The 26,129-nt window shown below is 72.6% G+C and carries 24 protein-coding genes and 3 pseudogenes; 9 read left to right on the forward strand and 18 right to left on the reverse strand.

Features of this window, described 5'->3' with window-relative positions:
• Positions 1-12: 12 nt before the first annotated feature.
• The 10 genes and pseudogenes from argH to DDP54_RS14755 form a co-directional block, all read right to left on the reverse strand.
• Complete coding sequence (gene argH / locus DDP54_RS14710; RefSeq protein ID WP_109132869.1) at positions 13-1,464, reverse strand: argininosuccinate lyase; 1,452 nt, start codon at positions 1,462-1,464, stop codon at positions 13-15.
• Positions 1,457-2,698 carry an argininosuccinate synthase gene (locus tag DDP54_RS14715; protein WP_109132762.1) on the reverse strand — a complete coding sequence of 414 codons (1,242 nt, stop codon included), beginning with the start codon at positions 2,696-2,698 and terminating at the stop codon, positions 1,457-1,459. Before DDP54_RS14715 ends, argH begins: the two co-directional genes overlap by 8 nt.
• Before the next feature lie 79 nt (positions 2,699-2,777).
• The gene (locus tag DDP54_RS14720; protein WP_109132763.1) at positions 2,778-3,344 is read right to left on the reverse strand and encodes an arginine repressor; all 567 of its coding nucleotides are present in this window, start codon (positions 3,342-3,344) and stop codon (positions 2,778-2,780) included.
• Positions 3,341-4,273, reverse strand: coding sequence for an ornithine carbamoyltransferase (argF, locus tag DDP54_RS14725; RefSeq protein WP_109132764.1), 933 nt, complete (start codon positions 4,271-4,273; stop codon positions 3,341-3,343). Before argF ends, DDP54_RS14720 begins: the two co-directional genes overlap by 4 nt.
• 1 nt (position 4,274) lies before the next feature.
• Positions 4,275-5,534: an acetylornithine transaminase gene (locus DDP54_RS14730; RefSeq protein WP_109132765.1), complete on the reverse strand. Its 1,260-nt coding sequence runs from the start codon at positions 5,532-5,534 to the stop codon at positions 4,275-4,277.
• Complete coding sequence (argB, locus tag DDP54_RS14735) at positions 5,531-6,520, reverse strand: acetylglutamate kinase (protein ID WP_109132766.1); 990 nt, start codon at positions 6,518-6,520, stop codon at positions 5,531-5,533. The genes DDP54_RS14730 and argB overlap by 4 nt, the downstream gene beginning before the upstream one ends.
• On the reverse strand, positions 6,517-7,680 hold the full coding sequence (gene argJ, locus DDP54_RS14740; protein ID WP_109132767.1) for a bifunctional glutamate N-acetyltransferase/amino-acid acetyltransferase ArgJ: 1,164 nt from the start codon (positions 7,678-7,680) through the stop codon (positions 6,517-6,519). The genes argB and argJ overlap by 4 nt, the downstream gene beginning before the upstream one ends.
• Positions 7,677-8,731 (reverse strand): annotated as a pseudogene (gene argC / locus DDP54_RS14745) (N-acetyl-gamma-glutamyl-phosphate reductase). The gene argJ and the pseudogene argC overlap by 4 nt, the downstream one beginning before the upstream one ends.
• 39 nt (positions 8,732-8,770) lie before the next feature.
• Positions 8,771-9,220 (reverse strand): SufE family protein, encoded by a 450-nt coding sequence (locus DDP54_RS14750; RefSeq protein ID WP_109132768.1) that lies wholly within the window; start codon positions 9,218-9,220, stop codon positions 8,771-8,773.
• Positions 9,221-9,274: 54 nt separating this feature from the next.
• Positions 9,275-10,177 (reverse strand): sulfurtransferase, encoded by a 903-nt coding sequence (locus tag DDP54_RS14755; RefSeq protein ID WP_109132769.1) that lies wholly within the window; start codon positions 10,175-10,177, stop codon positions 9,275-9,277.
• A 195-nt stretch (positions 10,178-10,372) separates the two neighbouring features.
• On the opposite strand from DDP54_RS14755, the gene DDP54_RS14760 reads away from it, so the two are divergent.
• Together DDP54_RS14760 and DDP54_RS14765 are read left to right on the forward strand one after the other, a co-directional pair.
• A complete protein-coding gene (locus DDP54_RS14760) occupies positions 10,373-11,359 on the forward strand; it encodes a quinone oxidoreductase (protein WP_109132770.1) in 987 nt (328 codons plus the stop codon).
• On the forward strand, positions 11,356-12,153 hold the full coding sequence (locus DDP54_RS14765; protein WP_242448501.1) for a DsbA family oxidoreductase: 798 nt from the start codon (positions 11,356-11,358) through the stop codon (positions 12,151-12,153). Before DDP54_RS14760 ends, DDP54_RS14765 begins: the two co-directional genes overlap by 4 nt.
• An 88-nt stretch (positions 12,154-12,241) precedes the next feature.
• Here DDP54_RS14765 and pheT read toward each other — a convergent pair whose 3' ends face one another.
• The 7 genes and pseudogenes from pheT to infC form a co-directional block, all read right to left on the reverse strand.
• Positions 12,242-14,812 carry a phenylalanine--tRNA ligase subunit beta gene (pheT, locus tag DDP54_RS14770; protein ID WP_109132771.1) on the reverse strand — a complete coding sequence of 857 codons (2,571 nt, stop codon included), beginning with the start codon at positions 14,810-14,812 and terminating at the stop codon, positions 12,242-12,244.
• Positions 14,812-15,867 carry a phenylalanine--tRNA ligase subunit alpha gene (pheS, locus tag DDP54_RS14775; protein ID WP_109132772.1) on the reverse strand — a complete coding sequence of 352 codons (1,056 nt, stop codon included), beginning with the start codon at positions 15,865-15,867 and terminating at the stop codon, positions 14,812-14,814. Before pheS ends, pheT begins: the two co-directional genes overlap by 1 nt.
• A gap of 111 nt (positions 15,868-15,978) precedes the next feature.
• On the reverse strand, positions 15,979-16,596 hold the full coding sequence (gene thpR, locus DDP54_RS14780) for an RNA 2',3'-cyclic phosphodiesterase (protein WP_109132773.1): 618 nt from the start codon (positions 16,594-16,596) through the stop codon (positions 15,979-15,981).
• Positions 16,597-16,620: 24 nt separating this feature from the next.
• On the reverse strand, positions 16,621-17,457 hold the full coding sequence (locus tag DDP54_RS14785; protein ID WP_109132774.1) for an RNA methyltransferase: 837 nt from the start codon (positions 17,455-17,457) through the stop codon (positions 16,621-16,623).
• A gap of 54 nt (positions 17,458-17,511) precedes the next feature.
• Positions 17,512-17,895, reverse strand: coding sequence for a 50S ribosomal protein L20 (gene rplT, locus DDP54_RS14790; RefSeq protein WP_109132775.1), 384 nt, complete (start codon positions 17,893-17,895; stop codon positions 17,512-17,514).
• 61 nt (positions 17,896-17,956) lie between these two features.
• Positions 17,957-18,151 carry a 50S ribosomal protein L35 gene (gene rpmI / locus DDP54_RS14795; protein WP_109132776.1) on the reverse strand — a complete coding sequence of 65 codons (195 nt, stop codon included), beginning with the start codon at positions 18,149-18,151 and terminating at the stop codon, positions 17,957-17,959.
• 677 nt (positions 18,152-18,828) lie between these two features.
• Positions 18,829-19,365, reverse strand: a pseudogene (infC, locus tag DDP54_RS18715) (translation initiation factor IF-3); the annotation flags it as partial.
• A 443-nt stretch (positions 19,366-19,808) separates the two neighbouring features.
• Between infC and DDP54_RS14805 the strand changes: the two are divergent.
• The 3 genes and pseudogenes from DDP54_RS14805 (at position 19,809) to DDP54_RS14815 (ending at position 22,299) form a co-directional block, all read left to right on the forward strand.
• Positions 19,809-20,219, forward strand: coding sequence for a Fur family transcriptional regulator (locus tag DDP54_RS14805; protein ID WP_109132777.1), 411 nt, complete (start codon positions 19,809-19,811; stop codon positions 20,217-20,219).
• Between the two features lie 97 nt (positions 20,220-20,316).
• Positions 20,317-21,821 (forward strand): annotated as a pseudogene (locus DDP54_RS14810) (catalase).
• A 103-nt stretch (positions 21,822-21,924) separates the two neighbouring features.
• Positions 21,925-22,299, forward strand: a complete 375-nt coding sequence (locus tag DDP54_RS14815) for a DUF1844 domain-containing protein (protein ID WP_109132778.1) — start codon at positions 21,925-21,927, stop codon at positions 22,297-22,299.
• Here the strand turns inward: DDP54_RS14815 and DDP54_RS14820 are convergent.
• Positions 22,292-23,533, reverse strand: a complete 1,242-nt coding sequence (locus DDP54_RS14820) for an MFS transporter (protein ID WP_242448502.1) — start codon at positions 23,531-23,533, stop codon at positions 22,292-22,294. The genes DDP54_RS14815 and DDP54_RS14820 overlap by 8 nt on opposite strands.
• Before the next feature lie 92 nt (positions 23,534-23,625).
• Between DDP54_RS14820 and DDP54_RS14825 the strand changes: the two genes are divergently transcribed.
• The 4 genes from DDP54_RS14825 (at position 23,626) to DDP54_RS14840 (ending at position 26,127) form a co-directional block, all read left to right on the forward strand.
• On the forward strand, positions 23,626-24,177 hold the full coding sequence (locus tag DDP54_RS14825; RefSeq protein ID WP_109132780.1) for a hypothetical protein: 552 nt from the start codon (positions 23,626-23,628) through the stop codon (positions 24,175-24,177).
• On the forward strand, positions 24,170-24,859 hold the full coding sequence (locus tag DDP54_RS14830; RefSeq protein ID WP_242448503.1) for a hypothetical protein: 690 nt from the start codon (positions 24,170-24,172) through the stop codon (positions 24,857-24,859). Before DDP54_RS14825 ends, DDP54_RS14830 begins: the two co-directional genes overlap by 8 nt.
• On the forward strand, positions 24,856-25,602 hold the full coding sequence (locus DDP54_RS14835) for a serine protease (RefSeq protein ID WP_242448504.1): 747 nt from the start codon (positions 24,856-24,858) through the stop codon (positions 25,600-25,602). Before DDP54_RS14830 ends, DDP54_RS14835 begins: the two co-directional genes overlap by 4 nt.
• A gap of 81 nt (positions 25,603-25,683) precedes the next feature.
• Positions 25,684-26,127, forward strand: a complete 444-nt coding sequence (locus DDP54_RS14840; protein ID WP_109132781.1) for a spore germination protein GerW family protein — start codon at positions 25,684-25,686, stop codon at positions 26,125-26,127.
• Positions 26,128-26,129: the final 2 nt, after the last annotated feature.

Consider the following 26,129-nt stretch of genomic DNA (forward strand, 5'->3'; position numbering starts at 1 on the left):
TGGCCACGACAGTCAGGACGTCCAGCGACGCAGCTCGGCCGCGCGGGCAGTGGCCCGGGTCAGCTGTTCGGCGACCCGCGCGGGGGCGGTGCCGCCGAACGCCGACCGAGACGCCAGAGAGCCGGTCACCGTGAGCACCGCGCGGACCTCGGGAGTCAGGTGGCTGGAGACCGCCGCGAGGTCGTCGTCGGACAGGTCCCACAGCTCGATGCCGCGCGCCTCGCAGGCCTGGACGCACGCCCCGGCGACCTCGTGCGCGACCCGGAACGGCACACCCTCGCGGACGAGCCACTCGGCGACGTCGGTCGCGAGCGAGAAACCCTGAGGGGCGAGCTCGGCGAGCCGGTCCGTGTCGAACGTGAGCGTCGCGACCATGCCGGCGAACGCCGGCAGGAGGACCGCGAGCGTGTCGACCTGGTCGAAGACCGGCTCCTTGTCCTCCTGGAGGTCGCGGTTGTAGGCGAGCGGCAGGCCCTTGAGCGTCGCCAGGAGCCCGGTGAGGTCCCCGATCATCCGTCCGGCCTTCCCGCGAGCCAGCTCGGCGACGTCCGGGTTCTTCTTCTGCGGCATGATGCTCGACCCGGTCGAGTACGCGTCGTCGAGGCGGACGAACCCGAACTCCTTGGTCGCCCACAGGACGACCTCCTCCGCGAACCGGGACAGGTCGATCCCCGTCATCGCGGCGACGAACGCGAACTCGGCGACCGCGTCACGTGACGCGGTCCCGTCGATCGAGTTCTCCACCGGACCGTCGAAGCCCAGCTCCGCGGCCACCGCCGCAGGGTCGAGGCCGAGCGATGAACCCGCGAGCGCCCCCGATCCGTACGGCGAGCGAGCCGCGCGGGAGTCCCAGTCGACCCACCGCTCGACGTCGCGCAGCAGCGGCCACGCGTGCGCGAGCAGGTGGTGCGCGAGGAGGACGGGCTGGGCGTGCTGCATGTGGGTACGGCCCGGCATCGGCGCCTCACCGGCGGCCGCGGCCTGCCCGACGAACGCGTCGACGACGTCCAGGACGAGCCCGCCGAGCGAGCGCGCCTGCTCGCGCAGGTACATCCGCACCAGCGTCGCGATCTGGTCGTTGCGCGAACGGCCCGCGCGCAGCTTGCCGCCGAGGTCGCTGCCGGCGCGCTCGATGAGGCCACGCTCGAGAGCGGTGTGGACGTCCTCGTCGTCGGGCGCCGGGCCGAAAGCCCCGGAGGCGACGTCGGAACGCAGCCGCTCCAGGGCATCGACCATGCCCGCCAGCTCTGCGTCGTCGAGCAGACCGGCGCCGTGGAGCACGTGCGCGTGCGCGATCGAGCCCGCGATGTCGTGGCCGGCGAGACGCCAGTCGAAGTGCGTCGACTTCGACAGCGCCGCGAGCGCGTCGGCCGGCCCGCCCGCGAACCGGCCGCCCCACAGGCTGACGCGACCGGACGCTGCGCCCGCGGCAGGCGCGGGAACCGCCCCGACCGACTCAGGCACCGACGATCCCACCGGCGTGGCCGAGGTCCTCGGCGTTGCCGAAGCGCACGTCGCGCGCTGCCGAGAGCTTCGACGTCAGGCCGTAGATCTCGATGAACCCGCGCGCGGCCGACTGGTCGAACGTGTCGCCGGTGTCGTACGTCGCGAGGTTGAAGTCGTACAGGCTCGAGTCGCTGCGCCGACCCGTCACGGTGGCTCGCCCGCCGTGCAGCACGATCCTGACGTCGCCCGAGACGTAGCGCTGGGTGTCGGCGATGAAGACGTCGAGGGACTTCTTCAGCGGGGAGAACCACTGGCCGTCGTACACCAGCTCGGTCCAGCGCTGGCTCACTGTCCGCTTGAACCGTGCCTGCTCGCGCTCGACCGTGACGTTCTCGAGCTCCTGGTGCGCGGCGATCAGGGCCACGGCACCGGGCGCCTCGTAGACCTCGCGCGACTTGATGCCGACGAGGCGGTCCTCGACCATGTCGATCCGCCCGACGCCCTGCGCACCCGCACGGCGGTTCATCTCCTGGATCGCCTGGAGCGGCGTGACCGGCACACCGTCGAGAGCGACGGGGACACCCTGCTCGAACGTGATGACGACCTCGTCCGCGACGGGCGGGAAGGTCGGGTCGTCGGTGTAGGTGTAGACGTCCTTGGTCGGTGCGTTCCAGATGTCCTCGAGGAAGCCCGTCTCGACGGCGCGGCCCCAGACGTTCTGGTCGATCGAGAAGGGGTTGTGCTTCGTCGTGGCGATCGGCAGGGAGTGGCTCGTCGCGTACTCGATGGCCTTGTCGCGCGTCAGGGCCAGGTCCCGGACCGGCGCGAGGCACTTCAGGTCCGGCGCGAGCGACGTGATGCCCACCTCGAAGCGGACCTGGTCGTTGCCCTTGCCGGTGCAGCCGTGCGCAACCGTCCCGGCGCCGAACTGCCGCGCCGCGCGGACGAGGTGCTTCACGATGACCGGGCGCGAGATCGCCGAGACCAGCGGGTAGCGGTCCAGGTACAGCGCGTTCGCCTGGAGCGTCGGCATGCAGTACTCGGATGCGAACTCGTCGCGCGCGTCGGCGACGTACGCCTCCACGGCACCGCAGTCGAGCGCGCGCTGGCGGATGACCTCGAGGTCCTCCCCGCCCTGGCCGACGTCGACCGCCACGGCGATGACCTCGGCCCCGGTCGCCTCGGCGATCCAACCGATGCCGACAGAGGTGTCCAGACCGCCCGAGTAGGCGAGGACGACGCGTTCAGTCATGACTGTTCTCTTCTCTCAACGAAGGTGCGGTTCAAGTGTGTCAGCGGCGGACGAGGGGCCGTCCGGTCGCGGTGCTGGATCAACCCTCGGCAGCCAGGGCCAGGAATCGGGCCGCGACGGCCGCACCGCCCGACGCCGTCCCGCCGTCCTCGGCCTCGCGCGCTATCACGAGGACGGTGTCGTCGCCCGCGATCGTGCCGAGCACTCCCGTAAGGACCGAGTGGTCGATCGCCGACGCGAGGAACTGTGCGGCTCCCGGCGGTGTGCGGAGGACGACGAGGTTGCCGGAGGCGTCGGCGGTGACGAGCAGCTCGGCGCACAGGCGCGCGAGCCGGGCTGCGAGCACCTCGGCGTCGGCCGCATGCGCGGGCGTCCGGCTGCCACCCTCTGCCGGGACGGCGTACGCGAGCGCTCCCCCCGCGGTCCGGATCTTGACGGCGCGCAGCTCGACGAGGTCCCGCGACAAGGTCGCCTGGGTCACGGACACGCCCTCCTGCGCCAGGGCGTCGGCGAGCTCGGACTGCGAGTGGACGGGTTGGCGGACGAGGACCGAGGTGATGAGCGCATGCCGCGCTGCCTTGGTCGGTGGCACGGTGCTGGGCGTCGACGACGGCCCCTGGCCGGCCACGGCGCTGTCGATGCTCATGCCTTCTCCAAGACCCACGTGAGCAGGGCCTTCTGCGCGTGCAGCCGGTTCTCCGCCTCGTCCCAGACGACCGACTGCCGGCCGTCGATCACGTCGGCGGTGATCTCCTTGCCGCGGTAGGCGGGGAGGCAGTGCAGCACGATCGCGTCCGAGGCAGCCAGGGCGAGCGCTGCGGCGTCGAGCCGGAACGGGACGAACGGCAGCTCGCGCGCCTCGGCCTCGTGCTCCTGGCCCATCGACACCCACGTGTCGGTCGCGACCGCGTCGGCACCCGTCACGGCCTCCGCGAGGTCGTTCGTGACCAGGACGGAGCCGCCGGTGCTCAGCGCGATGCGGGTCGCATCGGCCAGGACTCCGGCGTCGGGCAGGTAGCTCGCGGGCGTGCCGATCCGCACGTGCAGCCCTGCCGTCGCGCCACCCAGCAGGTACGAGTGCGCCATGTTGCTCGCACCGTCACCCACGAACGCGAGAGTCTGCCCGGCGAGGGCACCCACACCGCCACGGTGCTGCGCGATCGTGAGGAGATCGGCCAGCACCTGGCACGGGTGGAACTCGTCGGTCAGCGCGTTCACCACGGGCACGCCGGCCGCGCGGGCCATCTCCTCGAGGCGCTCCTGCGCGTGGGTGCGCCAGACGATGGCCGCGACCTGGCGGCCCAGGACGCGCGCCGTGTCCGTGATCGACTCGCGCACACCGATCTTCGCCAGGTTGCCGTCGACGACCAGCGGGAACCCGCCGAGCTCGGCGATACCCGTCGTGAACGACACCTGCGTGCGCAGCGTCGGCTTGTCGAAGATCACGGCCACCGCACGCGGACCCGCGAGGGGCGTGCGGATGTACCGGTCGTCGCGGAAGGCCAGGGCGAGCTCGAGGACCTCGCGCTGCTCACGCGGAGACAGCTCGTCGTCACGCAGGAAGTGGCGCACCATGTCAGCTCTCCGGTTCGAGGTCGTGCGGCAGCCCCGCGAGGAACGCCGTGAACGTGGCCGCCTGCTCGGCGGTGAGGATGAACGGCGGCGCGAGGCGCAGCACGCTCGGCGTGCACGGGTTGACGATGAAGCCCGCATCGAGCGCGAGCGACGCGACCCGTGCCGCGACCGGCCGGGCCAGCTCGATCGCGATCAGCAGGCCCTCACCGCGGGCCTCGACCACGAGCGGGTGCCCGAGCGCGACGACGGCCGCGCGCAGCCCTGCCCCCACGTCGCGCACGTGTGCGAGCAGGCCGTCGCGTTCGATGACGCCGATCGTCGCGAGGGCCGCGGCCGACGCGACCGGGTTGCCGCCGAACGTCGTGCCGTGCTGGCCGCGGCCCAGGAGGCTCGCCGCGTGCTCCCCATAGGCGATGAGTGCGCCGATGGGGATGCCACCGCCGAGCCCCTTGGCGAGCGTGACGACGTCCGGCACGATGCCGCCGCCCAGGTACGGGTGATGGTGCGCGAACCACGCGCCCGTGCGACCCATGCCCGTCTGCACCTCGTCGACGGCCAGCAGCGCGCCCGACCGCGTCGTGAGCTCACGCGCGAGCGCGAGGTAGCCGGGCGGCAGCGGGCGCACGCCGGCCTCGCCCTGGATCGTCTCGACGACAACGGCGGCCACGTCCCCGCCGCCGTCGGCGAACACGGCCTCGAGCGCCGCGGAGTCGCCGAACGGCACGAACTCGACCCCGGCGGGAAGCGGCTCGAAGGGCTCGCGGTACGCCACCTTCGAGGTCATGGCGAGCGCGCCCATCGTGCGGCCGTGGAACGAGCCCTCGAGCGCGATGATGCGTCGGCGTCCGGTGCGACGGGCCATCTTGAACAGCGCCTCGTTGGCCTCGGTGCCCGAGTTGGCGAAGAAGACCCGCGAGCCGTCGGGTGCGCCGGCCAGGTGCAGCAGCCGCTCGGCGAGCGCGATCTGCACCGGCGAGGCGAAGAAGTTCGAGACATGACCGAGGGTTCCGAGCTGCGCGGACACCGCGGCGGTCAGCGTCGGGTGCGCGTGCCCGAGCGAGTTGACGGCGATGCCGCCGAGCAGGTCGAGGTAGCGCGTGCCGTCGGCGTCCCACACGTAGGGACCCTCACCGCGCACGAGCACGCGCTGCGGCGGTCCGAACGTGTTCATGAGCGCCGCGGAGTACCGCTGGGTCCAGTGCGCGCCCGAGTCCGGCGCGACGAGGGACGACGCCGTCAGGGTCAGCTCGTCGTCGCTCATGCGTGCCCTCCGAGTGCGTGCGCGTCCACGACAGGCAGCTGACCGGTGAAGGGCGACGGGACCGGTTCGTCGTCGGGCAGCACCATGGTGCCGATGCCGTCGGAGGTGAAGACCTCGACGAGGATCGAGTGCGGAAGGCGACCGTCGATGACGTGCGCGCGGCCCACGCCGCCGTCGACCGCGCGCCGGCAGGCCTCCATCTTCGGCCGCATCCCTGCGTCGAGGCCCGGCAGGAGCTCGGCGAGCTCGCTCGAACGGATCCGGCGGACCAGCGACGCGGTGTCCGGCCAGTCGCGGTAGAGGCCTTCGACGTCGGTCAGGACGATGAGCTTGCGCGCACCGAGCGCGATCGCGAGCGCGGCGGCCGCGCTGTCGGCGTTGACATTGAGCACCTGGGTCGGGTCGTCGATGTCGGGGGCGACCGTCGAGACGACGGGGATGCGCCCGGCGTCGAGCAGGTCGAGAACAGCCGACGGGTTGACCTCGACGACGTCGCCCACGAGACCGATGTCCACCTGCTCGCCCTGGATCACAGCGGTGCGCTTGCGCGCCCGGAGCAGCCCGCCGTCCTCGCCGGACAGGCCGACCGCGTGGGGGCCGTGCGCGTTGATCAGACCGACGAGCTCGCGCGAGACCTGACCGGTCAGCACCATGCGGACGACGTCCATCGTCTCGGGTGTCGTGACCCGCAGCCCGCCGCGGAACTCGCTCTGGATGCCGAGCCGGTCGAGCATCGTGCTGATCTGCGGACCGCCGCCGTGGACGACGACGGGGCGCAGGCCGACCTGCCGCAGGAAGACCATGTCCTGCGCGAACGCGCGCTTGAGGTCCTCGTCGATCATCGCGTTGCCGCCGTACTTCACGACGACGAGCGCTCCGGAGAACCGCTGCAGCCAGGGCAGGGCCTCGATGAGGACCTCCGCCTTCTGGTCGGCGCGCAGGTCGGTGCGGGTGTTGAACACGAAGTCCTGGCTCTCGTCGGTCATGTGGAGTACGCGCTGTTCTCGTGGACGTAGTCGTGCGTGAGGTCGTTGGTCCATACCGTCGCCGTCGCGCCGCCCGCGTGCAGGTCGACGAGCACGTGGACCTCCCGGGCGGCCGCAAGGTCGACGAGCGCACGGTCGTCGCCGACGCCGCCGGCCCGGCACACCTGGACGCCGTTGATCGTGACGTCGAGCGCGGCGGCATCGAACGCGGCCACCTCGACCGGGACCGTGCCGACGGCGGCGAGCACACGACCCCAGTTCGGGTCGTTGCCGAAGACCGCGGCCTTGAACAGGTTCGAGCGGGTCACGGCGCGCGCGACGGCGACCGCCGCGGCCTCCGTCTCGGCGTTCGTGACGGTCACGGCGATGTCGTGGCTTGCGCCCTCGGCGTCCCCGACGAGCTTGCGGGCCAGCTGCGCGGCGGCGTGCGTGACGGCGTCGGTCAGCTCGGCATGGGTCGCCGTCACGCCCGATGCGCCCGAGGCCAGGAGCAGCACGGTGTCGTTGGTGGACATGCAGCCGTCGGAGTCGACCCGGTCGAACGTCGTGCGGGTCGCGGCGCGCAGCGCGGCATCGGCCTGCTCAGCCGTCACGACCGCGTCCGTGGTCAGCACGACGAGCATCGTGGCCAGGCCCGGTGCGAGCATCCCGGCGCCCTTGGCCATGCCGCCGACCGACCAGCCGTCGCCCTCGACGAGCACGGTCTTGGCGACCGTGTCCGTCGTCATGATCGCGACAGCAGCGTCAGGGCCGCCCGTGGGGCTCAGGGCTGCCGCTGCGGCGTCGACGCCCGCGAGCAGGGTGTCCATGGGCAGTCGCTCGCCGATCAGGCCGGTCGAGCACACGAGCACGTCGCCCGCTGAGACCCCGAGCACCGTCCCGACATGCTCTGCCGTCCGGTGCGTGTCCGCGAACCCGTCGGGCCCCGTGCACGCGTTCGCCCCGCCGGAGTTCAGCACCACCGCGGAGGCGAGGCCGTCGGAGACGGCCTGGCGCGACCACACGACCGGCGCCGCGACGACACGGTTGGTCGTGAACACGCCCGCCGCGACCTGCAGCGGCCCGTCGTTGACGACGAGGGCAAGGTCGGGCCGACCGGACTGCTTGAGGCCGGCGGTGACCCCCGCGGCGCGGAACCCGCCCGGGCTGGTGACGCTCATGGTGCGACTCCGTTCACCGGAAGACCGGTCGTCTCGGGCAGGCCGAGCGCGAGGTTGAGGGACTGGAGGGCTCCGCCGGCGGTGCCCTTGACCAGGTTGTCGATCGCTGTCACTGTCACGATCCGCCCGGCTCTCTCGTCGACGGCGACCTGCACGAGCGCGGTGTTCGCGCCGAGGGTCGCGGCCGTCGTCGGCCACTGCCCCGCGGGCAGCAGGTGGACGAACGGCTCGTCGGCGTAGGCCGCCTCCCACGCCGCGCGCACCTCACGCGGGTCGGCGCCGTCGGCGAGCCGTGCCGTCGCTGTCGCGAGGATCCCCCGGGACATCGGGACGAGCGTCGGCGTGAACGAGATGCGCACCCGCGCCGCACCGGCAGCCGAGAGGTTCTGCTCGATCTCCGGGATGTGGCGGTGGGTCCCGCCGACGGCGTACGGCTGGGCCGAGCCCAGCGCCTCGCTCGCGAGCAGGTGCGTCGCGAGCGACCTGCCCGCCCCGAGTAGCCGTTCGCGAGGACCGCGACAAGGTCGGTCGCGTCGATCACGCCCGCGGCCACGCCGGGCGCGAGGCCGAGCGTCACGGCTGTCACGTTGCAGCCGGGGACAGCGATCCGACGGGCCCCTGCGAGCACCGCGCGCTGCGCGGCCGCCGTCTGCTCGCCGGCATGGAGCAGCTCGGGCAGGCCGTACGGCCAGGTGCCCGCGTGCGGGCTGCGGTAGAACTGCTCCCACGCCGCCGGGTCGACGAGCCGGTGGTCGGCCCCGAGGTCCAGGACGATCGACGACTCCCCCAGCTCGGCTGCGACGGCGCCCGACGCACCGTGGGGAAGAGCGAGCACGACGACGTCGTGGCCGGCCAGCTCGGCGACCGAGGTGGGCGCGAGCACGCGGCCCGCGAGCGCACGCAGGTGCGGCTGGTGCTCACCGAGGAGGGTCCCGGCGTTCGCGTGGGCCGTGACGGCGCCGATCTCGGCGTCCGGGTGCGCGAGCAGGAGGCGGAGCATCTCGCCGCCCGCATAGCCGCTCGCGCCGGCGACAGCCACGGAGAAGGTCATGCGCATGAATATACACTCGGATGCACGTTCATGTAATCGCTATATCGCGAGCTGCTCGCTGACCTGCCGCTTCGTCCGGGTCAGCATGCCGCTCATCCCCCGCAGCCGCAGCGGGCTGACCGCCTCGGTCAGGCCGAGCGTGAACGGGTAGTCGTCGGGCAGCGCCAGGACCTGCGCGGCGGTCAGACCGGCCAGGCCCTCCGCCAGGATGGCGGCGAACCCGCGGGTCGTCGGCGCCTCCGGCGGTGCAGACGCATAGAAGTGGACGATGCCCGCCTCGTCGACCTCGGTGAACGCGCGCACGGGTGCCTGGCACTCCTCGACACGTTCGAGCAGCTCGGGTGCGCTGGCGAACCGCTCGGGCAGCTCGGGCAGCTCGCGCGAGAAGTCCAGCAGGAGGAGCAGCCGGTCCTCCTGGGAGAGCTCGAGGAACTCGTCGCGGATCCGCGCGAAGGTCTCCGGGACGTCGTCGGAGCGGTCATCGGCCATGCCGGGATCCTCCCACCACCCGTGGCGGGGCGCGTCACCGGTGGTGGTGCGTCGTCAGCCGGGCAGCTCGCCGGGCTCGTCGCCCTTGACGATCGGGACGCGGACGGAGTTGCCCCACTCGGTCCACGAACCGTCGTAGTTGCGGACCCGCTCGATCCCGAGCAGGTGCTTGAGGGCGAACCATGTGTGGCTCGAGCGCTCGCCGATGCGGCAGTACGTGATGACCGAGTCGTCGTCCCGGAGACCGAGGCCGCCCGCCTGGTAGATCGCCGCGAGCTCGTCCCGCGACCGGTACGTGCCGTCCTCGGCGACCGCGGTCGCCCACGGCACGTTGCGTGCGGTCGGGATGTGGCCCGTGCGCAGCGCCCCCTCGTTCGGGTAGTCGGGCATGTGCGCGAGCTCGCCGTTGTACTCGCGCGGCGAACGGATGTCGACGATCGGGTCGCCCAGGTGCGCCAGCACGTCGTCCTTGAACGCGCGGAGCGTCGAGTCGTCGCGCTCGACGACGGGATACTCGACAGCGGTCGGCCGCGCCGCGTCCGTCGTCGTCTCGCGCCCCTCGGCGATCCAGAGGCCACGACCGCCGTCGAGCAGGCGGACGTCCTCGTGGCCGAACAACGAGAGCACCCACAGCGTGTACGCCGCCCACCAGTTGCCCTTGTCGCCGTAGACGACCACCGTCGTGTCCCGCGTGATGCCCTTGGACCCGAGCAGCCGGGCGAAGCGCTCGCCGTCGATGTAGTCGCGGACGTCCGGGTCGTTGAGGTCCGTGTGCCAGTCGATCTTGACGGCACCGGGGATGTGACCCGTCTCGTACAGCAGCACGTCCTCGTCGGACTCGACGACGACGAGTCCCGAGGTCCCCAGATGGTCCGCGAGCCACTGCGTGGTGACGAGCCGCTCCGGGTGCGCGTACCGCGCGTTCTTGTCCGACGTCGTGTCTGCTGCCACGTTCATGCGTGCCGCTCCTCCGCTGGTGGTCCGGCGCGGTGCCGGTCCCTGCCGAGCAGCCACCATCGTGCGACCCCCGCGGCCCCTCGCGGGACCCCGTACGCATCGTGAGACGACGCAGCCTGACCGACGCGCCCGGCACCCCCGTGGGCGGGCCGCCGCGACGGGATGAATGCAGCTCACGGTGGTGTTGGTCCAGACGTGCGCGCCATCCAAGCCACCGCCCCCGGCGGACCAGACGTCCTCGAGCTCGTGGAGCTCCCCGATCCCACCCCGGGACCCGGCGAGGTGACCGTCGGGGTCGCTGCGGCGGGCGTCAACTTCATCGACACCTACAAGCGGGAAGGCATCTACGCGATGCCGTTCCCGCACGTCGTGGGCGGTGAGGGGGCGGGGTCCGTCCTCGCGGTCGGACCGGGCGTGACCGGGCTCGCCGTCGGCGACCGCGTCGCGTGGGCGTCCGGCGCGTCGGGCTCGTACGCGACCATCGCGACCGTCCGCGCCGACACGGCGGTGCCGGTGCCGGACGGGGTCGACCTGAACACCGCTGCCGCACTGCTGCTGCAGGGCATGACTGCCCACTACCTGGTCACCTCGACGTTCCCGGTCAGCGCCGGGCAGGTCCTGCTCGTGCACGCCGGCGCCGGCGGGGTCGGCCTGCTGCTCACACAGCTCGCGGTCGCGCGCGGAGCGTGCGTCATCTCGACCGTCTCGACCGAGGCGAAGGCCGAGCTCTCGCGCGCCGCAGGGGCGACCCATGTCATCCGGTACGACGAGTTCGAGGACCTCACGCGTGACCTGCCGATCGCCGTCCGTGCGCTCACCGACGGCGCCGGGGTCCACACCGTGTTCGACGGCGTCGGGCGCGCGACGTTCGACGCGTCGCTCGCCTCGCTGCGACCGCGCGGCGGTCTCGCCCTGTTCGGCGCCGCCTCCGGGCCCGTCCCACCCTTCGACCCCCAACGGCTCAACGCCGCCGGGTCGGTCTACCTCACCAGGCCCACCATCGGCCGCTACATCGCGACCCGTGACGAGCTGCTGCTCCGCTCGGGCGAGCTGTTCGCTGCGGTCGCCGCCGGCTCGCTCGACGTCCGGATCGGCGCCACGTTCCCCTTGGCGGACGCCGCCGAGGCTCACCGCGCCCTCGAGGGGCGTGCCACCACCGGAAAGGTCCTGCTGCTTCCGTGACCGCCTCGTCGTCAGCCACGCTCCCCACCGCCCCCGTCGTCCCCCGCACCACCGCCACCCCGACCGTGCTCGTCGAGGTCTGGTCCGACATCGCCTGCCCGTGGTGCTACATCGGCAAACGCCGGTTCGCTGCCGCACTGCAGGCCTTCCCCCACCGCGACGAGGTCGAGGTGGTCTGGCGCTCCTACGAGCTGTCGCCCGAGACCCCGGCCGGCCCTGGCGTCCCCGAGATCGCCGCACTCTCGGCGCGCATGCACGCGCCCGAAGCGCGGATCCGGGAGATGTTCGCGCACGTCACCGAGGTCGCCGCGGGTAACGGGCTCGTGTACGACTTCGACCGAGCCCTCGCCGCCAACACGTTCGATGCGCACCGCCTCGTGCACCTCGCGCGCGAGCACGGCGGGGCGGCGCTCGCCGACCGCACGCTCGAGGCCCTGTTCGCGGCGCAGTTCACGCACGGCGGGGACCTCGGGACGGCGTCGGTGCTCGTCGAGATCGCCGCCGACGCCGGGTTCGGCGCTGCGGGGCTCGACGACGACGCGGTGCTCGCGGTGCTTGCCGGCGACCACGCCGCCGACGCCGTCCGCCACGACGAGGCCGAGGCGCGCGAGCTGGGCGTCACCGGAGTGCCGTTCTTCGTCGCGGGCCGCCGCATCGCGGTGTCGGGCGCGCAGCCGGTCGAGGTCTTCGGTCGGCTGCTGGAGGCCGCCTGGCGTGAGGCGAACCCGCTCGTGACCCTGGCCGGCACCGACGAGGCCGCCGGCGCGTGCGTCGACGACTCCTGCGGGATCTGAGCTCGCCACAGGAGCGGTCGGGCAGCCGATCCCCCGCGCCGGACGGACCCTCGCGCCGTGAGCGGCGCGAGGGCGAGAGCGTGGCGTGCTACGCGCGCAGCTCGGCCCCGAAGCGCCGGTGGGCCTCGGCGACCACGGCGTCACGAACGCCCGCGGCCTCCTCGGCGGTGAGCGTCCGGTCGGCAGCCCTGAGCCGCAGCGAGAACGCGAGCGACTTCCGGCCGTCGCCGACCTGCGTGCCCGTGTAGACGTCGAAGAGCCGCAGCTCCTCGAGAACCTCGCCGGCGGGGCTCGCGTTCGCCCCGAACCGCACCGCGGCCTCGAGCTCGGCAGCCGGGACGCCCGCGTCCACGACGAGCGCGATGTCCTCCTTCGCGACAGGGAACGTCGAGACCTCGCGCGCCTGGAGCGGACCGGTCGATGCGGCGTCGAGGAGAACGTCCAGGTCGACCTCGAACGCGACCGCGCGCGCCGGCAGATCGAGCGCTGCGACCACCTTCGGGTGCAGCTCGCCCGCATGCCCGACGAGCACGCCCGCGACGGTCTCGAGACGCGCGCACCGGCCCGGGTGCCAGGGCGCGTGCCCGGGGTCCGATCGGACGACGAGGTCGACGCCCACGGTGCGAGCGACGAGCTGCGCGCTCGCGATGGCGTCCGTGTGGTCGACGTGACGCCCGGCGCCCCACCACCCGCCGCGCTCACGGGCACCGGCGAGGACACCGGCGACGCGTCGGGGCTGCGGCGGCACGGCCGCGTGCAGCGCTTCGAGCTCCGCCTCGGTCGGCCGGACGCCACCGGGCAGCCGCGGCGCGACCGGCGCACCGGCCTCCGGACGGGTGACGAGGCCCACCTCGAAGAGCGCGACGTCCGCCATGCCGCGGCTGACGTTGCGGCGAGCCGTGTCGAGCAGGGTGACGAGCAGGTTGGTGCGCAGCTCCGGCTGGGCGTCCGACAGCGGGTTGGCGAGCCGCAGCGCGCGACGGCGCGGGTCGTCGGCGGGAAGGGCGAGCGCGTCGAGCTGCTCGCTCCCGACGAACGGGTAGCTGAGGACCTCGGTGAGCCCCGAATCCGCCAGGGCGCGCGCGACCGACCGTCGCGTGCGCTGGGCGTCGGTCAGCCCGCGGCCGGCGGGGGCAGTCGGCAGCACCGACGGGATCGCGTCGTAGCCACGCAGCCGCGCGATCTCCTCGACGAGGTCGACGGGGGCCGTGAGATCAGGTCGCCAGGTCGGCGGCAGCACGTCCACAGCGCTGTCAGGCGCCTCGGTGAGGACCGCACCGATCTCGACAAGGGTCTCGCGGACCTCGGACGGGGTGTAGTCGACGCCGACGAGCCGGCCGGGCATCCCGAGCGGCAGACGGATGGGGGCGGGTGCGTTGGTGCTGTCGACGTCCGTGGTCGCGTCGTCGATCGTGCCGCCTCCGTGCTCGACGAGGAGCGCCGCCGCCCGCGCGACCGCGACGCGCGGCAGCTGGGGGTCGACGCCGCGCTCGAACCGTCGCGCGGCCTCGCTGGGCAGCTTGTGCCGGCGTGCCGTCCGGGCGATCGAGATCGGGTCGAAGTGGGCCGCCTCAAGGAGCAGGTCGGTCGTCGCGGAGGTGACCTCGCTGGTGGCCCCACCCATGACGCCCGCGAGGCCGAGGACGCGTCCTGACCTCTCGCCGTCGGGGCTGTCGGTGATGAGCAGGTCCTCGGGGTCGAGCGTGCGCACGACGCCGTCCAGCGTCGTGAGCTTCTCCCCCGGCTGGGCTCGACGCACGACGATCGGCTCAGCAACCTGCGCGAGGTCGTAGGCATGCAGCGGCTGACCCAGGTCGAGCATCACGTAGTTGGTGACGTCGACCGCGAGTGAGATCGGACGCATGCCGGCCTGGCTCAGCCGGCGCTGCATCCACGCGGGCGACGGACCCGACGCTGCCACCCCGCGCACGACCTGTGCGACGAACCGGTCCACGCCGACGACGTCGTGGATCGGTGTCTCGTCGGCCAGCTCGACGGCGAAGCCGCCCGCAGGAGCCTGCTCGGCGGTCGTCGCGAGACCGTGGTCGGTGAAGGTCGCGCCCGTCGAGTGGGCGTACTCGCGGGCGACGCCGCGCATGGAGAAGCAGTAGCCGCGGTCGGGCGTCACGTTGATCTCGAGCACCTCCTCGCCGAGCCCGAGGAGGGCGCGCGCATCGGTGCCCGGCTCAGCATCGAAGTCGAGCGGCGAGAGCACGAGGATCCCGGTGTGGTCGTCGCCGAGGCCCAGCTCGCGCGCGGAGCAGATCATGCCGTCGGACACGTGCCCGTAGGTCTTGCGCGACGCGATCGGGAACGGTCCGGGCAGCACGGCTCCGGGCAGCGCGACGACGACGCGGTCGCCGACGACGAAGTTGTGCGCGCCGCACACGATCCCGCGAGGACGCAGCGACCCGTCCTCGGCGACCTCGTTGAGCGCACCGACGTCGACGCGGCACCAGTTGACGGTCTTGCCGTTCTTCTGCGGCTCGGCCGTCAGCTCGACGACCTCCCCGACGACGAGCGGACCGGAGACGGAGGCCGGGTGGATCGCCTCCTCCTCGAGGCCGACCCGGACGAGGTCGGCCGCGAGCTGCGCGGCGGTGGTGCCCGCGGGGACATCGACATGCTCGGCGAGCCATGTCAGAGGGATGCGCGGCATCAGATCTCCGTCCCGAACTGCTGGGAGAAGCGGACGTCGCCCTCCACCATGTCGTGCATGTCGGCGATCCCGTGCCTCAGCATCAGGGTCCGCTCGATGCCCATCCCGAACGCGAAGCCGGAGTAGACGTCGGGGTCGATCCCCGCGGCCCGCAGCACGAGCGGGTTGACCATGCCGCAGCCCCCCCACTCGATCCAGCCGGCCCCGCCCTTCTTCTGCGGGAACCACAGGTCCATCTCGGCGCTGGGCTCGGTGAACGGGAAGAACGACGGCCGCAAACGGGTGCGCGCCTCGTCGCCGAACATCGCCCGCGCGAAGTGGTCGAGCGTGCCCTTGAGGTGCGCCATCGTCAGGCCCTTGTCGACCGCGAGACCCTCGACCTGGTGGAACACCGGGGTGTGCGTCGCGTCGAGCTCGTCCGTGCGGAACACCTTGCCCGGGCAGACGACGTAGATCGGCACGTCGCGCTCGAGCATCGTCCGGGCCTGCACCGGAGACGTGTGCGTGCGCAAGACCAGCCCGGAGGCCTCGCCGTCCGGTCGCTCGACGAAGAATGTGTCCTGCATCTGCCGCGCCGGATGGTCGACGCCGAAGTTCAGCGCGTCGAAGTTGAACCACTCGGCCTCGACCTCGGGACCGTCGGCGATCTCCCAGCCCATGGCCAGGAAGATGTCCCCGACGCGCTCCTGCACCGTCTCGATCGGGTGCCGCGCACCGCGCGGTGCCCGGTCGACCGGGAGGGTGACGTCGACCGCCTCGTCGACGAGCACGCGCGCGTCCCGCTCGAGCTCGAGCTCGGCCTGCCGCGCGGCCAGGGCCGCACCGAGCCGGCCGCGCGCCGATCCGAGCAGCTTGCCCGCGACGACCTTGTCGGCAGGGGCGAGCTGTCCGATCTCACGGTTCGCAAGCGCGAGGGGGCTCCGCTCGCCGACGTGCTCGAGGCGCGCGGTCTTCAGCTCGTCAAGGTCGGCGGCCGCTGTCAGCGCCGCGAAGGCCTGCGTGAGCGCCGTCTCGATGCCGTCGGCGTCGAGCGGGGACAGAGATGACGTGGGCATGCGGACCTTCCAGGCGGCGGGTGTGCCGGCCGGTCCGACGAGGCACCGGCCAGCACGGGAGTCTACTGGCGCGCGCCGCTGGGGTTCTCGCGTCGACGGTGTGCGGGCCCGTCACATCGCACGAAAGGTGTGTGTGCGCACGGTCGAGTAGAGCGGTCCCCCGCCGCGTCCCGCACCAGGCTGCGACGCCAGCAAGAGCACGTCCTCGACCAGCCAGCTCGGGCCCTCGTACACGGCGAGCGCCCGCACGAGCGCCTCGGCTGGGTCCTCGGCCTGCGCCTGCCCGGTCCACCGCGATCGCGACCGGCGGATCGACGGGTCGACCCGACCGACCGTGAGGTGGGGTCGCGAGCGGACCCTGTCGTCCGACCGCGCCACCAGGTCGGAGCCCGCACGACCGACGGCGTCCGACAGCTGCCGCATCGCCACCACGTCCCCGCCCACGCCGACCCACAACGTGCGGTGCGCGAACACCCCGGCACCCCGCAGGTGCAGCTCGAAGGGATGGGCCTCGGCCACGGCTGCGGCGACCGCGTCGCCCAGCTCGCCGACGAGCGAGTCGGCGACGTCCCCGAAGAACGCCACCGTCAGGTGCCGGTTCTCGACCTCGGTCCACCGCACCGGAGACGACCGATCACCGGTGTCGACCGCCGCTGCCACCGTTCGCAGCGCGAGATCCAGGTGGATCAGGACCGGCTCCGGCGGCCGGACGGCGACGAAGAGACGCATGCGACCAGTCTCCCAGCCGGCACCTCACCGCTGCGCGCGGGCGCTCGCATACAGGCAGACGGTCGCCGCTGTCGCGAGGTTCAGGGACTCGGCCCGGCCGCGAATCGGGACGCGCACGACGGCGTCGGCCAGCGCCCTGTCCTGCTCCGGCAGACCCCAGGCCTCGTTGCCGAACACCCACGCCGTGGGGTGGGACAGGTCCGGCACTCCCGTCGGGCGGTTGTTCCCGGACGGCCCGGCGACGTCCAGCAGGTCGTCGAGGTCATGGTCACCCGCACCGTCCGCCGCGAGGATCGCAAGCCCCGAGGACCGCAGCGCGGTCACCGCGTCGTCGAGCGACAGACCGGTGACGACCGGGAGGTGGAACAGCGACCCGGCGGTCGAGCGAACGACCTTGGGGTTGTGCACGTCGACGCTCGCCTCCGTCAGGAGGACGGCGTCGGCGCCCGCGGCGTCGGCGGCCCGGATGACGGCCCCCGCGTTCCCGGGATCGCGGACGTGCGCAAGCACCGCCACGAGCCGGGGGCGCGAGGCGAGCACGGCCGCCAGCGTCGTCGGCGCAGCGTCGAGGACGGCGAGAACGCCCTGCGCGTCACCCGACATGGCGTCGAGGACCTCCGGGGTGGCGCTGTGCACTCGCACCCGGGCCGCGACCGCGTCGGAGACGATCTCGGCGTACCGCTCGGCGGTCGGGACGCTCACGTACACGTCCCTGACGAGCTCGGGGGCACACCGGAGCGCCTCACGGACCCCCTGCGGCCCTTCGACCAGGTAGCGGCCGCTGCGCGAACGCGCAGAACGCCCGGCCAACGCCCTGACCGACGCAACCCGTTCAGCGCGGGGGTTGGTCAGCTCGGGCATGGGCCGGGCGTCCTTGAGGTGCTGTGCTTCAGACTGCGTGGTGCGGCAGACGAGTCAGGCCGCGGACGGCGCGTTGACGTCGGCCGGCATCGCGTCCTTGGCGAGCTGGACGATCGCGTTGAACGCCGGGGCGTCATTGACGGCCATGTCCGCGAGGACGCGACGGTCGACCTCGACACCCGCGAGCTTGAGGCCCTGGATGAGTCGGTTGTACGTCATGCCCTGCTCGCGCGCCGCCGCGTTGATGCGCTGGATCCAGAGCCGACGGAAGTCGCCCTTGCGCTTCTTGCGGTCGCGGTAGGCGTAGACGAGGGAGTGGGTGACCTGCTCCTTCGCCTTGCGGTACAGCCTCGAGCGCTGGCCGCGGTAACCCGCAGCCCGGTCGAGGGTCGAACGACGCTTCTTGTGGGCATTGACTGCCCGCTTCACGCGTGCCACGTGATGCTCCTTGCCTGTTGGGGCTCACAAGTGAGGCCGGGCGCGGGTGCGCCCACGCCGGTCACTTGCCGAGCAGCTTCTTGATCCGGGGGGTGTCAGCGGCGGAGACGACGAGGTCACCGGCGAGGCGCCGCGTGCGGCGGCTGGACTTGTGCTCGAGGAGGTGACGGCTGCCGGCCTGCTCGCGCATGATCTTGCCGCTGCCGGTCACCCGGAAGCGCTTCTTGGCACCGGAGTGCGTCTTGTTCTTCGGCATGGTTGCCGTTGTCTCCTTCTCGTCGCGTCGCGCAGAATCACGCGGCTCGTTCGTGCGGGGGGCCGAACGCGGCCCCTCGTTCGTCGTGCGGGTCAGGCTTGAGCGTCCTCGGAGGGGACCGAGGCGGCAGTGCGGCCAGGCGACGAAGGCTTCGCCGTCGGCTTGGCAGGGGCCGGCGCCGGACGCGGCACCGGCTTCGCGGCGGGACGTGCTGCCGCGGGCTTGGCGTCCACGACCGGGGTCGCCGTGGTAGCGCTCGCGGGCGTCGTGCTCGCGGGCGTGGCTGCCACCTCGGCGGTGGGAGCGGACGGCGCGGCGGTGGCACGCGGAGCTGCGGGAGCCCGTGTCGCCGTCGCCGGCCTCGAGGCCGACGCAGGTCGGCTGGTGACGGCCGGTCGCGCAGCAGCCGGGCGGGCTGCAGCGGGCCGGGCAGCCGGCGGACGCGGTGCGGCTGCGGGCCGCGGGGCCGCGTTCGCGACGGGAGCCGCGACCGGAGCCTCCTCGGCCGGCGATGCCGGGGCGTCGACGGTCGGGACCTCGACGGCAGGAGCGGGCGCGGCTGCGACGGCCGGCTCGGGCGCTGCGACGGGGACGTCGGCCGAAGCCTCCGCGATCGCCTCGGCGGCCAGCGCGGACAGGTCGGGATCGAAGTCGATCGGCGCCTGCACCTGGGCGGCGCGGCGCTGCTCGCTCTTCTGCTCGGCCTTCTTCTTGACGGGGCCCAGCACCATGATCATGTTGCGGCCGTCCTGCTTCGGCGAGCTCTCGATGAAGCCGAGCTCGGCGACGTCTCCGGCGAGCCGCTGGAGAAGGCGGATGCCCATCTCGGGGCGCGACTGCTCGCGGCCGCGGAACATGATCATGACCTTGACCTTGTCGCCGGCCTTGAGGAACCGCTCGACGTGGCCCTTCTTCGTGCCGTAGTCGTGCGGGTCGATCTTGAGCCGGAAACGGATCTCCTTGAGGACCGTGTTCGTCTGGTTGCGCCGCGCCTCGCGCGCCTTCATGTCGGCTTCGTACTTGAACTTGCCGTAGTCCATGATCTTGCAGACGGGCGGGCGCGCCTCCGGGGCGACCTCGACGAGGTCGAGGTCGGCGTCCTGGGCCAGGCGCAGTGCGTCCTCCACGCGGACGATGCCGACCTGCTCGCCGTTGGGGCCGACCAGGCGGACCTCGGCTACGCGGATCCGATCGTTGATGCGGGGCTCGGTGATGTGGGTGCTCCTTGAACTCGTCGCAGGGACCACCCGGTACGAGGAAGGCCCCCGCCCTGGACACAGGTGGGGGCCTCACGAGTCCGAGGTGTCGCGCGAGTACACGCACGCCACCGGTGCGCACGCGACTTGCACGTGACGCACCTCGGACCGGAACCCGGCCTCTGTTGTCGTGCGGATCGCTTGCGCGACCCGACGAGCGGTCGAAGCTCGGGTGGGATCAGCTCCACTTGTGCACCGGCGACACGCAGAGAACGCGCACACGAGCATGCGCGGGAGCCCGACACCGGTCGGTCAATGAGCAAGGCTAGCACGCAGACGGTACGGGTCCGGCCGCCTGCGTCCGGCCAGCCGCACACGCCCCCTGCCCTCCATGCCTCGAGCCGCTCGTCCCGTCCGCCCGAATACTTGAATGACTCCAGTTAGTGTGGTGGGGTTGTCGCGTGACCGACGCCCAGACGCTCCGCGAGCTCGGTCTGCGCGTGACTGCGCCCCGGCTCGCCGTGCTGGACGCCGTCGGGCACCACGCGCACGCCGATACCGACACGCTGCTGCGGGCAGTGCGCACCACCCTCCCCCGGGTGTCCGTCCAGGCCGTGTACGACGTGCTCCACGCGCTCACCGAAGCCGGGCTGCTCCGGCGGATCGAACCCGCCGGACACCCCGCCCGCTACGAGCGGCGCGTCGGCGACAACCACCATCACGTCGCGTGCCGGCGCTGCGGCGCCATCGAGGACGTGGACTGCGCCGTCGGGCACGCGCCGTGCCTGGTCCCCAGCGCGACGTCCGGCTTCACGATCGAGTCCGCCGAGGTCACGTTCTGGGGCCTGTGTCCTCGCTGCGCCGCCCCTTGAGCCCACCCACGCCCGACGCCACCAGCACTCCCACCGGCTCACCAGCCGGGTGGCACCCACCGAACCGGGCCGATCCGGTCCGCATGAAAGGAACTCCGTGACGAGCACACCCTTCACGACCTCCAGCTCCGGGGCGCCGGTCGCCTCCGACGCCCACTCGCAGTCCGTCGGCGCCGACGGCCCGATCGTCCTGCACGACGCCTACCTCGTGGAGAAGCTCGCGCAGTTCAACCGCGAGAAGGTCCCCGAGCGGATCGTGCATGCCAAGGGCGGCGGCGCGTTCGGCACGTTCACCACGACCGAGGACGTCAGCGCGTACACCCGTGCGGCGCTGTTCCAGCCTGGCGTGGTGACCGAGACGCTGACCCGGTTCTCGACCGTGGCCGGCGAGCAGGGTTCGCCCGACACCTGGCGGGACCCGCGCGGTTTCGCGACGAAGTTCTACACGACCGAGGGCAACTACGACCTCGTCGGCAACAACACCCCGGTGTTCTTCATCCGCGACGGCATCAAGTTCCCCGACTTCATCCACTCGCAGAAGCGCCTGCCGGGCAGCCACCTGCGCGACAACGACATGCAGTGGGACTTCTGGTCGCTGTCCCCTGAGTCGGCGCACCAGGTGACGTGGCTCATGGGTGACCGCGGCATCCCGGCGTCGTGGCGCCACATGGACGGGTTCGGCTCCCACACCTACCAGTGGATCAACGCGGCCGGCGAGCGGTTCTGGGTCAAGTACCACTTCACGACGAACCAGGGGATCGAGAACTTCACCGGCGACGAGGCGGCCCAGCTCGCCGGATCCGACGCGGACGTGCACATCCGCGACCTGCACGACGCGATCGAGCGCGGCGAGTTCCCGTCCTGGACCCTGTCGGTCCAGGTCATGGCCTACGAGGACGCCGAGACGTACCGCTTCAACCCGTTCGACCTGACCAAGGTGTGGCCGCACGCCGACTACCCGCTGATCAAGGTCGGCACGCTCGAGCTCAACCGCAACCCGGAGAACTACTTCGCCCAGATCGAGGAGGCGGCGTTCGCACCGAGCAACTTCGTGCCGGGCATCGCGGCGAGCCCCGACAAGATGCTCCTCGCGCGGATCTTCTCGTACGCCGATGCGCACCGCTACCGCGTCGGGACGAACTACCAGCAGCTGCCCGTGAACGCGCCGCACGCCGCGCCGGTCCACTCGTACTCCAAGGACGGCTCAGCCCGGTACACGTTCGACGCCCCGAGCATCCCCGTGTACGCGCCGAACTCGGTCGGAGGTCCTGCCGCCGACCCGTCGCGGGCCGCCGAGTCGATCGGGTGGGAGTCCGACGGCGCGCTCCAGCGCTCCGCCGCCACCCTGCACCCCGAGGACGACGACTTCGGCCAGGCCGGGACGCTCTACCGGACGGTGTTCGACGACGCCGCGCGGGCGAGTCTCCTTCAGACCATCACGGGCCATGTCGGCGGCGTGACGAGCCCGCGATCCGCGAGCGCGCCATCTGGTACTGGACGAGCGTGGACGCCGGGCTCGGCGCCGCTCTGCGCACCAACCTCGCCGGCTCGGCCCCGATCGAGACCGGTGAGCCGGCGACCTCGAGCGTCCCGATCGCCTGACGAGCATCTGCGTCATTGCGCCGCCCTGACCGGGGGGCGCGCCGCGAGGACCCTGCACCGACCGGTGCAGGGTCCTCGCGGTTCCGGTGAGAGTATCGACGCCATGTCCGAGCAGCCTCAGCACACCTCCAGCAGCACGGTCCCGGGCGCGACCCGGGACATCGCCGACGTCGCCGCAGTCGAGGTGATCACGACGGCCGCGGTCCACCTCATGAGCGCAGCCGCCGTGAAGTGCGGGCTGAGCGAGGACGTCGACGGCGTCCCCGGCTCCGCCTACCTCGACCTCGACGAGGCCCGCAAGCTCATCACGGCCCTCGCCGCGCTCGTGACAGCGTCGGCACCCGACCTCGGCAACCAGCACGCGCGCTCGTTGCGCGACGGGCTCCGGTCGCTGCAGCTCGCGTTCCGGGAGGCCTCGCCCTACCCCGACGCTCTCGGCGACGGACCGGGCGAGAAGCTGACCGGCCCGGTCAGCTGAGCGCGGCGGTCTCCAGGGCGTCGGCCGCGACAGCGCGGTCGCGAGAGGACCGCAGCGCGACGAGGCCGCTCGCCGCCAGCAGACCGCCGACGACGGCCGCGGTGAGGAAGCCTGCACCGGGACCGCGGGCGTCGATCATCCAGCCGCACAACGGCGCGCCGAGCGAGCCGCCGATCGTCATCGCGGTGCCCTGCCACCCCATGGCCTCCCCCCGACGCTCCTCGGGCACGAGACGCGCGAGCGTGGCCGTGATCGACGACAGCGCGGGCGCGCACGGCAGCCCCGCGACGAACACGGCGGCAGCCAGGAGCACCGGCGAGTGGACGAACGCTGCCGGAACCGTCAGCACGGCCAGCGTGAGTGCCAGCACCATCGGGTGCACCGTGCGACGCCCGGCACCGTAGATGAGCCCGCCGAGCACCGAGCCCGCCGACCACAGCGCCATCATCCAGCCGAGCGACGACGCCTGGTCCCAGCTCTTCAACGACGCGACGATCGACACGTCGGTGCCGTTCAGCACGAGCGATGCCGCCACCGAGGTCGCCAGGACGGCGAGCAACGCCGGAGTCAGGACCCGTGCGCCGGCGAGGTCCGCGCGCACCGCCTCGGACGCGGACCGGGCCGAGCCGGCGCCGGCAGCACCAGCGAGCTGATGACTGCGCGTGGGTGGGTCGAACCACATGAGCAGCGTGCCCGACCCGACCGTCGCGACGCCGACCGTCACCAGGGCAGCAGTCGTCGACACCTGCGTGGCGATGAGCACCCCGATCGCGGGCGCGAGCATGAAGGTCAGCTCGGTGCCCACCGAGTCGAGCGCGTACGCGGTGCGCTGCTCGCCGGGCGGCACGAGGACACCCAGCGACTGGCGCACGACCGAGAAGACCGGCACCAGGAAGACCCCGGCGACGAACGCGACCGCGACCAGTGCCTCGTACTCCAGGAACGGGGCGACGACCCACACTGCCGCCTCGACAATCACGGACGGCAGCAGCGCCCTGCGCACACCCAGCGCATCGACCCGGCGTCCCCGCCACGGCGCGCCGATCGCCATGCCGACCGTCATCGAGGCAGCGACGAGTCCCGCCTGGGCGTAGCCCTTGCCGAGCGGGCCGACGACGTGGAGAGTGACCACGACACCGGTCGCGGCGTGCGGGATGCGCGCGACAAGGGCGACGAGGAAGAGCCGGAGCACGCCGGGACGGCGCAGCAGGTCGGCGTAGGGGGCGAGGGACACGACGTTGATCCTCTCGCGGACGCGCCCGCCGACGCTCCACCTTTTCGGCCTGCGGGAGCGCCGCGCGCCCGATACTGCCTATTCTGTCCGGCGTGACTGACGAGCGCGCCGCCGAGCCGGGCGCTGCCCTGCCCCTCGACGAGGCCGACGACGCACGCTTCAGCCTGCTCGCGGCGCCACTAGCCGGGCCGGCTCCCGCACCGCACGTGGGCACGCACGTCGGGGTGGCCGGCCCTGGTCCCGTTGACGAGACCGCACCCGCGGTCCCGGTGAACGAGAGTGCGCCGGCTGCCGCGGGCTCAGGGCTCGAGCCGGACGGGGCACCCGACGGCCCGCTCGGGGCCGACGACGCGGCGGCCGAGCCTGAGGCGCCTGTGCTTCTCGACGCCGTGCAGCCCGATGGCGAGCAGCCCGACGCGGCGCAGCCCGATGGCGAGCAGCCCGACGCGGCGCAGCCCGATGGCGAGCAGCCCGACGCGGCGCAGCCCGATGGCGAGCAGCCCGACGCGGCGCAGCCCGATGGCGAGCAGCCCGACGCGGCGCGAGCAGCCCGACGCGGCGCAGCCCCTCGATCAGGACTCCGTCGTCCCGCAGGCCGCCGTGGCCGAGGCAGGGCCGGCGGTCGACGACGAGGCGGTGCCTGAGCCCGATGCGCACGCCGCCACAGCGGACGACACGCCCGAGCCGGACGAGACGGCCGTCCTCAGCACCGTCGGAGCCACGCTGCCGATGTGGCTCCCCGCGACAGCGCCGACCGCTGCCGACCCGGCCACGGGACCGGTCATCCCCCACGAGTCGCCTGCGCCCTCCGTGGCGCGCCACCGCCGCCAGCCGTGGGCCCTGCTCGTGCTGTCGATCCTGCTGGCGCTGACCCTCGGCCTCGCCACGTACCTGCTGCTGACCACCCGCGCGTACGAGCGCCGCAGCGCCGAGTGGGAGTCGGTGGCTCGCAGCACCGGGGCCGATCTGACGCAGGCGCGCGCCGACCTCGAGGCGACGACCAGCGACCTTGCCGCGACCCGCGACCAGCTGGCGACCGCGCAGGCCCGCATCATCGAGCTCGCCGACGAGAAGGCCCAGCTCGGTGACGACCGCGCGATCCAGCGCCAGCTCGTCGACTACCAGCAGCGGATCTCGGCGGCCGCCGGGAACGTCGCCACGGCGCTGAGCAGCTGCATCGACGGCCAGTACAAGCTCATCGGGTACCTCGAGAACCCGAGCGCGTACGACCAGGCCGACCTGGCCAGGTTCCGCACGGACGTCCAGACCGTCTGCGGGGCCGCCACGGACGCGAACACGGCTCTGCAGCGCGAGCTCAAGAAGTGACCCCGCTCCGGACGGTCGGGCGTGGCCTCGTCGCCGCGGGGACGCTGGCGCTCGTCGTCGGGTGCGGCTCGCTGCCGACGATGCCGGGTCCTATGCCGACCGATGTCGTCCCGTCGTCCGTCGCGGTGCCGAGCCCGGCCACGACAGGAACCGGGAACCTCTCCCCGGACGGCTTCGACGCAGCACGACGGATGACGGTGCGGATCCGCAACGTCGGGTGCTCGTCGCTGTCCACCGGGTCGGGCTTCGCCCTGGACTCCACGACGCTGCTCACCAACCGGCATGTGGTCGCGGACTCGGCGGACCTGCAGATCAGCACCTACGACGGGCGCGACGTCGCCGTGACCGCGGCCACCACCGCAGCGCTCGCCGACCTGGCGATCGTGCGCACCGCGGAGCCGTTGCCCGCGGCTCCCGTGCTCGCCGACGCCGACCCGGTCACCGGGGACGCCGTGACGGTGGTCGGATACCCGCTGGGGGGGCAGCTCACGGTCACGAGCGGGCATGTCATCGGCGAGACCACCGACCCGCTCAACGAGAACTTCGGGGAGGTGCTCGTCACCGACGCCGCAGTCGAGCCGGGCAGCTCCGGGTCGGCCGCGCTCGACTCTGCCGGGCGGGTCGTCGGTGTCGTCTATGCGAAGAACACGACCGGTCAGAGCTTCATCCTGCCGGTGAGCACTCTGCGCACCCTGCTCGCCGACGAGACGGGCTTCACGCCGTCGCCGTCCTGCACCAAGTAGGCGCTGCGCGAACGAACCCGCGCCCGGGAACACCCGGCTCTGCCAGAGTGGACGCGTCCGCCCCCTGCGTGAGGAGCTCCCATGCCAGACGTCCCGTTCGACCCGGCGACCGTCGTCCGGGTCGCGAGCGACATCCTGTCGGTCAAGCGTGTGTACGGCGAACCGTTCGAGCGCGACGGGGTCACGATCATCCCTGTCGCGAAGGTCATGGGCGGCTCAGGCGGTGGCGGTGGGCAGGGCGCGGGGCCGCTCACGCCGCACGACGAGACGGACGACGCGCTCGACGCGAACGAGACCGTGCGTGGCGACACCGAGGTCGGCGCCGCCTGGCAGACTCCCGCGACAGGCTCGGGCGGTGGTAGCGGGTTCGGCGTCCACGTCCGGGCTGTCGGGGTCTACGTCGTCGACTCCCAGGGGGTGCACTGGCGCCCTGCGATCGACGTCAACCGCGTGATCCTCGGCGGTCAGGTCCTGGGCGCTCTGGTCGTCCTCGCCGTCGCGCACGTGCTGCGCCGGCGTCGCTGACC

Origin of the sequence: Cellulomonas sp. WB94 (assembly GCF_003115775.1) — a bacterium.
Taxonomy (GTDB): Bacteria; Actinomycetota; Actinomycetes; order Actinomycetales; family Cellulomonadaceae; genus Cellulomonas_A.